Source organism: Holdemania sp., from assembly GCF_986127675.1.
In genome coordinates, this window is record NZ_CFQZWI010000128.1 from 1 (window position 1) to 6,784 (window position 6,784).

Here is a 6,784-nt window from a genome sequence, read left to right on the forward strand (position 1 = left end):
TCTTGACGCCGGCGGATTCCTGTCGCATTATTACGACAAGAAAATTTACGAGCAGGACCCGTTTGCCCGTCTGGATCAGCATGGCGTCGGCAAGCTGGTTGCGATGGCGGCAGAACTGGGCCGCAAGACCCGCCCGAACATCAAGCTGGGCATCTGCGGTGAACACGGCGGCGATCCAAGCTCGATCGAATTCTGTCACCGCGTTGGACTGAACTATGTTTCCTGCAGTCCGTACCGCGTCCCGATCGCCCGCTTGGCCGCAGCGCAGGCAGCGATTAAGAATGACAAGCACTAAAATTTAAAGAGGCTCAAAAGGCAGGCTGATTTACGGCCTGCTTTTTTCTCGTTCGAAGATTAAAAACGCGATGTTCAAAAAATTCAGCCCTTTGAAAAAAAGAAAAAACACAAGGGCAGGGAGTTCGCTTTCTCTTTAGAAAACGTTTATAATAAAAGCAAGGAAAGATGGTGATTGAAGTATGAAAAGTATTTGTGTGATCAGCGGCGGCGGCAGCGGCATGGGTTTGGAAGCAGCGAAGATTTTAGGCCGGAAACATAAAATCATTCTGATGGGAAGAACGGTGGCTAAACTGGAAAATGCCGTTAAACAGCTGAGTGATGTGGGAATCGAGGCCGAGGCTTACCCGGCTGATGCCAGTCATCGCGAATCTGTCAGAAAATTGGCGGCGTATGCGGCGCAGCTGGGTGAGGTTAAAGTGCTGATCCATGCCGCAGGCGTTTCTCCGCATATGACAGATGCGCAGAAAATCTTCGAGATCAACGCGATTGGAACGATGAACATGGATGAGGAATTCGTGAAAATCATGCCGGAAGGCAGCTGTATCCTCAATGTTTCCAGCATGTCGGCGTACATGCTTCCGGCGGATAAGGTGCCAAAACAGATATATAAGCTGAGTCTGAGCGATGCGGAGGCCTTCCGTCTGGCAGTGAATCAGATGCTCAGCCAAGTTCCGCTGGAGCAGCAGACCGGGACAGCCTATACCCTTTCCAAAAACTTTGTTCTCTGGTATACTGCGCGGATGGCTGTGAAGTTTGGCAAGCAGGGAATTCGGATCGTCTCAATTTCGCCGGGTACCTTTAAGACACCGATGGGTGAAATTGAAGGCAAGGAAGCCGCTTCCTTCGCAGAGCGCGGTGCTTTAGGCCGGATGGGCGAACCGGAAGAAATCGCGAAGATGATGGCGTTTATGGTCAGTGATGAATGTTCCTACCTGACCGGCGTCGATATTCTGTATGACGGCGGTTCTGTTGCCGCGCTGCAGGCGATGAAGGAAGATCGCGCTCAGTAACAACCAATAAAGATGATTTCAGCGTGAGGCTGGAGCCGGCGTTCTGAAAAAGACGTTGCTTGCTTCAGCTTTTCAGTACGGAGAAGAGGAGAAAAACATGAAAACAAAATTTGCGATTTTAGGGGCTGGCAAGCTGGGCAGCATTGTGGCCCGGGCCTGGAAAGCCGGCAAGATGCCGGAATATGAGCTGGTCGGCATTCTCAGCCGGACGGCGGACTCCGCTCATGCCCTGGCGGCGGAGGTCGGCGTGGCCTGGACAACTCAACTGGAAGAGCTGCTGAGGTGGAAACCGCAGATCGTCGCGGAAGCCGCTTCCGTCGAGGCGGTGAAAGCCAATGCGATCGCGGTTTTACAAGGCGGAGCGGATTTCGTCACGCTGGCGATTGGGGCGTTTGCGGACGCTGATTTTTATGAAGAAGTGCAGGCGGTCGCGCGCGCGGCCGGCCGCAAGGTTTACATCGCTTCCGGCGCGATCGGGGGCTTTGATTTAATGCGCACGGCAGCTGTGATGAGTCCGATCGAAGCGTCCATTACTTCCGAGACCGGACCACAGTATCTGCGCACAACGCCGGTCTATCGTGAAGAAATGGCGGCCAGCGAAACGACGCTGACCGCTTTTGAAGGCACTGCTAAGGAAGCGATCGCTTTGCTTCCCCGCCGGGTGAACGTCGCCGTTGCCACGTCGCTGGCCACCAACGGGCCGGAGCATACCGGTGTGAAGATCGAAAGTACGCCGGGCTTTATCGGTGATACCCATACGATCCGGGTGGAAGGTGAGGAAATCAAGGCGGAAATTGCGATCTATTCCCGCACCAGCGCGATCGCCGGATACAGCGTTGTGGCTTTGCTCAACAACATCGCTTCCCCGATTCAGTTCCAGTAGTTTTTCCTTCCCGGCAGGTATAAATCGGAAAAAAACGCCGAGAATACTGGCAGGAGGAATTAATGATGAAAAAAACAATTCTGCGGTACGCTGCGGTCTGCTTGGGATTTGCTTTGATTTTGGGCGGCTGCAGCAGAAACAACAATTCAGCCACACCCACGCCGTCGATGACCCCTTCGGCCTCGCCGGAAAGCTCAATGACACCGACGGAAACGGTAGAACCGATTGCCAGCATTCAGGATGTTCTGGATCACTTCCAGAATAACAATTACACCTTCAACCAGGTGACACCGATTGAAAATACAGATTTCAACGCGCTGGAAGGCACCTCGTTTCAATACAACGATCAGGTCTATTACCTTTATCGTTTTGATCCGGCCAACGAGGAAAGTCAGAAAATGCTGAACTATGCGAGTCAGAACGGCCGGATGAAGGTCAACGCTAACGGTCAGGAAACCGAATACTATGCATATGTCAACGGCAATACAGCTTTGATCTACGACAGTAAGGAAATGATCGAAGACCTGAAGGAAATCTATTCGCAATACCGCAATTCCACAACGCAGGGTCAATAAGACTCTGCCTTTTCTTTCCCGTGATATAATGAAAGCAGAAAGCAGAAAGCAGAAGGCAGGGATGACGATGCGCAGAAAAGGAAGCTTTATCGTCGCATTGCTTGCGATGATGGTGATGCTGAGCGCTTGCGGCTGGCTGGATCAGCTGTGGATTCTGGCCAAGACGAGCCGGGCGCTGACGACGATGGAATCCGTGACCGCAGACATCACGATTGAGGCTGAAGGCAAGGCTGGCAACCGCTATCTATGGCTGCCCTATCATGTTGCCGGACAGGGTGTGCTGCAGGGACGGATGGAAGAACCCGCAGTCAATCTGGATTTGCGCTGGCAGGGCGGCAGCGGCGTGCTTCAGATTCCGCTGCATGTTCAAGCTCAATGGTGCTGGCAAGAGGACCGCTGGCAAAAATATGATCTGAATCAGAAACAATGGGTTGATCAGCCGGGGGCCGAACCAGCCTTGCCGGATTGGAAAGCCATTCTGGCTGTTTTGAAAGCCGGCCGCTGGTCGATGCAGGAAACGATCGGGAACGTCCGCTGTGCCGAGGTCAGTCTGACGCTGGATGCAGTTACGGCCGCAGCTTATTTCAAAGAATGGGGTCTGGAAGATCCGATTGCCGCGATGATCGAAAGTCAAAAAACGCTGACTGTTCGGTTCGCGGTAAAGGAGGAAACCGGGGAACCCGTCCGCTTAACGCTGGACAGCGGCGGAACGGAGGAGCTTTCCGGCGATTTGTCGATGACGCTGGATCAGCTGCATATCCAGGCTGATTTTTCACAGATCGACCAAACGACCTGGGTGCAGCCTTAAATCTGTTCATCGTTCTGAATTTCTGGAAAAAATTCATTTCCATTGACAAGGCAGGAAAACCGGTGTATAAAAGAGGTACATACAAAGACCAGGACATGATCGTTTCAGAACTTGGATCAGAGAGGTTTCCGGAAGGTGCGAGGAAGCTGAAAAGGGAAATGGTTACCGCCTGCGAGTATCGCTTTTGAAAAAGCGACGATTCTCATCGTTATTGAGCTTGAGTGCCTGTTTCATGGAAGAAACAGGAAATAAGGTGGTACCGCGTTGAACAACGTCCTTAATCAGGGGCGTTTTTTTGTGGTCTTAGAAAAACAGGAGGAAGGAACTATGATCAACATTAAAGAAGACGAGCATCTGCATGTGCTCAACCACAGCTGTGCGCATTTGTTGGCGCAGGCTGTCAAACATCTGTATCCGCACGCAAAATTCTGGGTTGGACCGGTCATTACCGACGGCTTTTACTACGACATCGACTTGGGCGACGATGTGCTGCATGAGGAAGATCTGGCGAAGATTGAAAAAGAAATGAAGAAGATCGCCAAGGACGGCAAGCGTATTGTCCGGCATGAAATCTCGAAAGCGGAAGCGCTGGAGATGTTTAAGGACGATCCGTACAAGCTCGATCTGATCGGGCACATGGACGAGGACGATACGGTGATCAGCTGCTACTCCCAGGGGGATTTTACCGATCTGTGCCGAGGCCCGCACGTTGAGAGCGTCAAGGAGCTGAAGCATTTCAAGCTGCTGAAAGTCAGCGGCGCGTACTGGAAGGGCGATGCCAACAACAAGATGCTGCAGCGGGTTTACGGCATCTGCTTCGATACCGACGAGGAAGTTCAGAACTATCTGAATTTCCTGGAAGAAGCGAAGAAGCGCGATCACAAGAAATTAGGCCGCGAGCTGGATCTGTTTATGATGAGCGAGTATGGCCCGGGGTTCCCGTTCTTTTTACCGAACGGCATGATCCTGCGCAATGTGTTGGAAAACTACTGGTACGAAGAACACACTAAGGAAGGCTATCAGTTCATCAAGACGCCGATCATGCTTTCCAAGGAATTGTGGGAGCTGAGCGGACACTGGGCAAATTACAAGGAAAACATGTATACGACGATGATCGACGACCGCGAGTTCGCGATCAAGCCGATGAACTGTCCGGGCGGAATGCTTGTGTATAAAAACGGCCTGCATTCCTATAAGGATCTGCCGCTGCGCGTCGGCGAGCTGGGACAGGTCCACCGTCACGAAGCCAGCGGCGCCTTAAACGGATTGTTCCGCGTCAGAACGTTCACTCAGGACGACGCGCATATCTTCATGCGCGAGGATCAGATCGAGAGCGAAGTAGTCCGGCTGATCAACTTCATCGACCGTGTGTATTCGGTGTTTGGCTTAAGCTATGAAATCGAGCTGTCGACACGGCCGGAAAAGAAATATATCGGATCGATTGAAATCTGGGATAAAGCGGAGGCGGCGCTGGAAGCGGCGTGTCATGCAGCGGGCAAGGCCTGCAAGATCAATCCGGGCGACGGTGCGTTCTACGGACCGAAGCTGGACTTCCATTTAACGGACAGCCTGGGACGGGTCTGGCAGTGCGGCACGATCCAGCTGGATATGAATCTGCCGGAACGCTTTGATCTGACATATGTCGACGCGGACGGTTCCAAGAAACGTCCGATCATGCTGCACCGCGTTATCTTTGGCTCGATCGAGCGCTTTATCGGCATTCTGATCGAACATTACGCCGGTGCTTTCCCGATGTGGCTGGCGCCGCAGCAGGTCGTCATCGTTCCAGTGCATCATGAACGGCATCTGGACTATGCGAAAGAATTGGAAGCGATGTTGTTGGCCAAGGGCGTGCGCGTGAAGGTCGACGGCCGCAACGAAAAGCTGGGCTACCGCGTTCGTGAAGCGCAGACGCATAAGATTCCGATGCAGATTGTCGTCGGCGACGGTGAGGTTGAAAACAACACGGCGACGGTTCGCCGGTATGGCAAGAAAGACTCCGTTACAATCAGCAAAGAGGAACTGCTGGAAAGCATCCTCAACGAAATTGAAACGAAGGCGCGCGTATGAAGAAATGGCTTTGTTTCCTCAGCGTTCTTGCGCTGACGGCAGGGTGCGCCGCCAATCCTAAAACACCGGAAGCAACTCCGGAAACATCGCCGGAGCCGACTGTGGAAACCACGCCGGTTTCCTTGTCGATCCTGGGTCCGACCGGAGCTCCGGCGCTGGCCTTGATCGCGCCGATGAAGGCGGGACAGGATGTGACGCTTGTCGACGGTACGGATGTGCTGCAGGCCGCGTTCGTCAATCCGAATCCGGAATATGACGTGATCGTCGCGCCGAGCAATCTGGGTGCGAAGCTGGCCGCCAATGGCAAAACAACCTACCGGATGGAAAGTATCTTAACCTGGGGAAATCTGTATCTGGTCGCGGCGGATGAAGCGGCCTTGGAAAACGCGGGTGTCTTTGCGGCTTTCGGCGAGGGTGCGGTGCCGGGCAAGGTGCTGGAAACCGTTTTGCAGGCTAATCCGGTTACGCCGGAAATCACCTGGTATGCCAGTGTGGCGGAAGTCCAGGGCGCTATGCTGGCAGGGAAAGCCGACGTAGCGCTGATGGCGGAGCCGGCGGCGACGGCGACAATCGCCAAAGCGAAGGAGAACGGTCAGGAACTGAAGATCGTCATGGATCTGCAGGAACAATGGAAAACGGCTACCGGAACCCAGGGCTATCCGCAGGCGGCGCTGTTTGTCCGTCAGGATCTGCCGGAAGAAAAGAAAGCAGCCGTTGAAACCATGCTGCAGTCGATGCGCGATTATCTGGCGCAGGCGGAACAGGATTCGTCGATCGTTGAAGCGGATATTGAAACACTGGGTGCTCAGACGCTGGGCGTGCCTGGCGGCGCTGTGATCGCTAAGACATGGACGCGGATGAATCTCAACATCGTTAACGCACAGGAAGTCCAGAGCGAACTGGAATCCTTCCTCACGCTGTTTGAGATTACGGAACTCGCGGGCATACTGGCGGAATAAAACAAAAGATTCACTGAGAGAAGGTCAAGCCGGCCTTCTTTTTTGGCTCTTTCAAAAATAGTGTTGGTGAGAGAAAAACCGAAACAAGAAAGACGCAGATGAGTTCCAGAAATGGGACTCATTTTTAATTGAGAAAACGGCAGGGAACTAAGGTGTTAGAAATAAGTAAAATGCGGGTCTTA

7 protein-coding genes and 1 other annotated feature are annotated in these 6,784 nt (G+C 53.1%); all 7 genes read left to right on the plus strand.

Annotated elements, in window-relative coordinates; genetic code table 11:
• A partial coding sequence (locus AC5OW4_RS13705) for a putative PEP-binding protein (RefSeq protein ID WP_493677097.1) occupies positions 1 to 295 on the plus strand: 295 nt, incomplete at its 5' end.
• 181 nt (positions 296 to 476) lie between these two features.
• The gene (locus AC5OW4_RS13710) at positions 477 to 1,307 is read left to right on the plus strand and encodes an SDR family oxidoreductase (RefSeq protein WP_195547997.1); all 831 of its coding nucleotides are present in this window, start codon (positions 477 to 479) and stop codon (positions 1,305 to 1,307) included.
• A 97-nt stretch (positions 1,308 to 1,404) separates the two neighbouring features.
• Positions 1,405 to 2,190, plus strand: a complete 786-nt coding sequence (locus AC5OW4_RS13715; RefSeq protein WP_195547996.1) for an aspartate dehydrogenase domain-containing protein — start codon at positions 1,405 to 1,407, stop codon at positions 2,188 to 2,190.
• Positions 2,191 to 2,255: 65 nt separating this feature from the next.
• Positions 2,256 to 2,765 carry a hypothetical protein gene (locus tag AC5OW4_RS13720; protein ID WP_039864390.1) on the plus strand — a complete coding sequence of 170 codons (510 nt, stop codon included), beginning with the start codon at positions 2,256 to 2,258 and terminating at the stop codon, positions 2,763 to 2,765.
• 67 nt (positions 2,766 to 2,832) lie between these two features.
• Positions 2,833 to 3,573: a hypothetical protein gene (locus AC5OW4_RS13725; protein WP_195547995.1), complete on the plus strand. Its 741-nt coding sequence runs from the start codon at positions 2,833 to 2,835 to the stop codon at positions 3,571 to 3,573.
• Between the two features lie 75 nt (positions 3,574 to 3,648).
• Positions 3,649 to 3,855, plus strand: a binding site (T-box leader).
• Positions 3,856 to 3,900: 45 nt separating this feature from the next.
• Positions 3,901 to 5,643, plus strand: a complete 1,743-nt coding sequence (gene thrS / locus AC5OW4_RS13730; protein WP_229100675.1) for a threonine--tRNA ligase — start codon at positions 3,901 to 3,903, stop codon at positions 5,641 to 5,643.
• Positions 5,640 to 6,602 (plus strand): substrate-binding domain-containing protein, encoded by a 963-nt coding sequence (locus AC5OW4_RS13735; RefSeq protein WP_195547993.1) that lies wholly within the window; start codon positions 5,640 to 5,642, stop codon positions 6,600 to 6,602. The genes thrS and AC5OW4_RS13735 overlap by 4 nt, the downstream gene beginning before the upstream one ends.
• Positions 6,603 to 6,784: the final 182 nt, after the last annotated feature.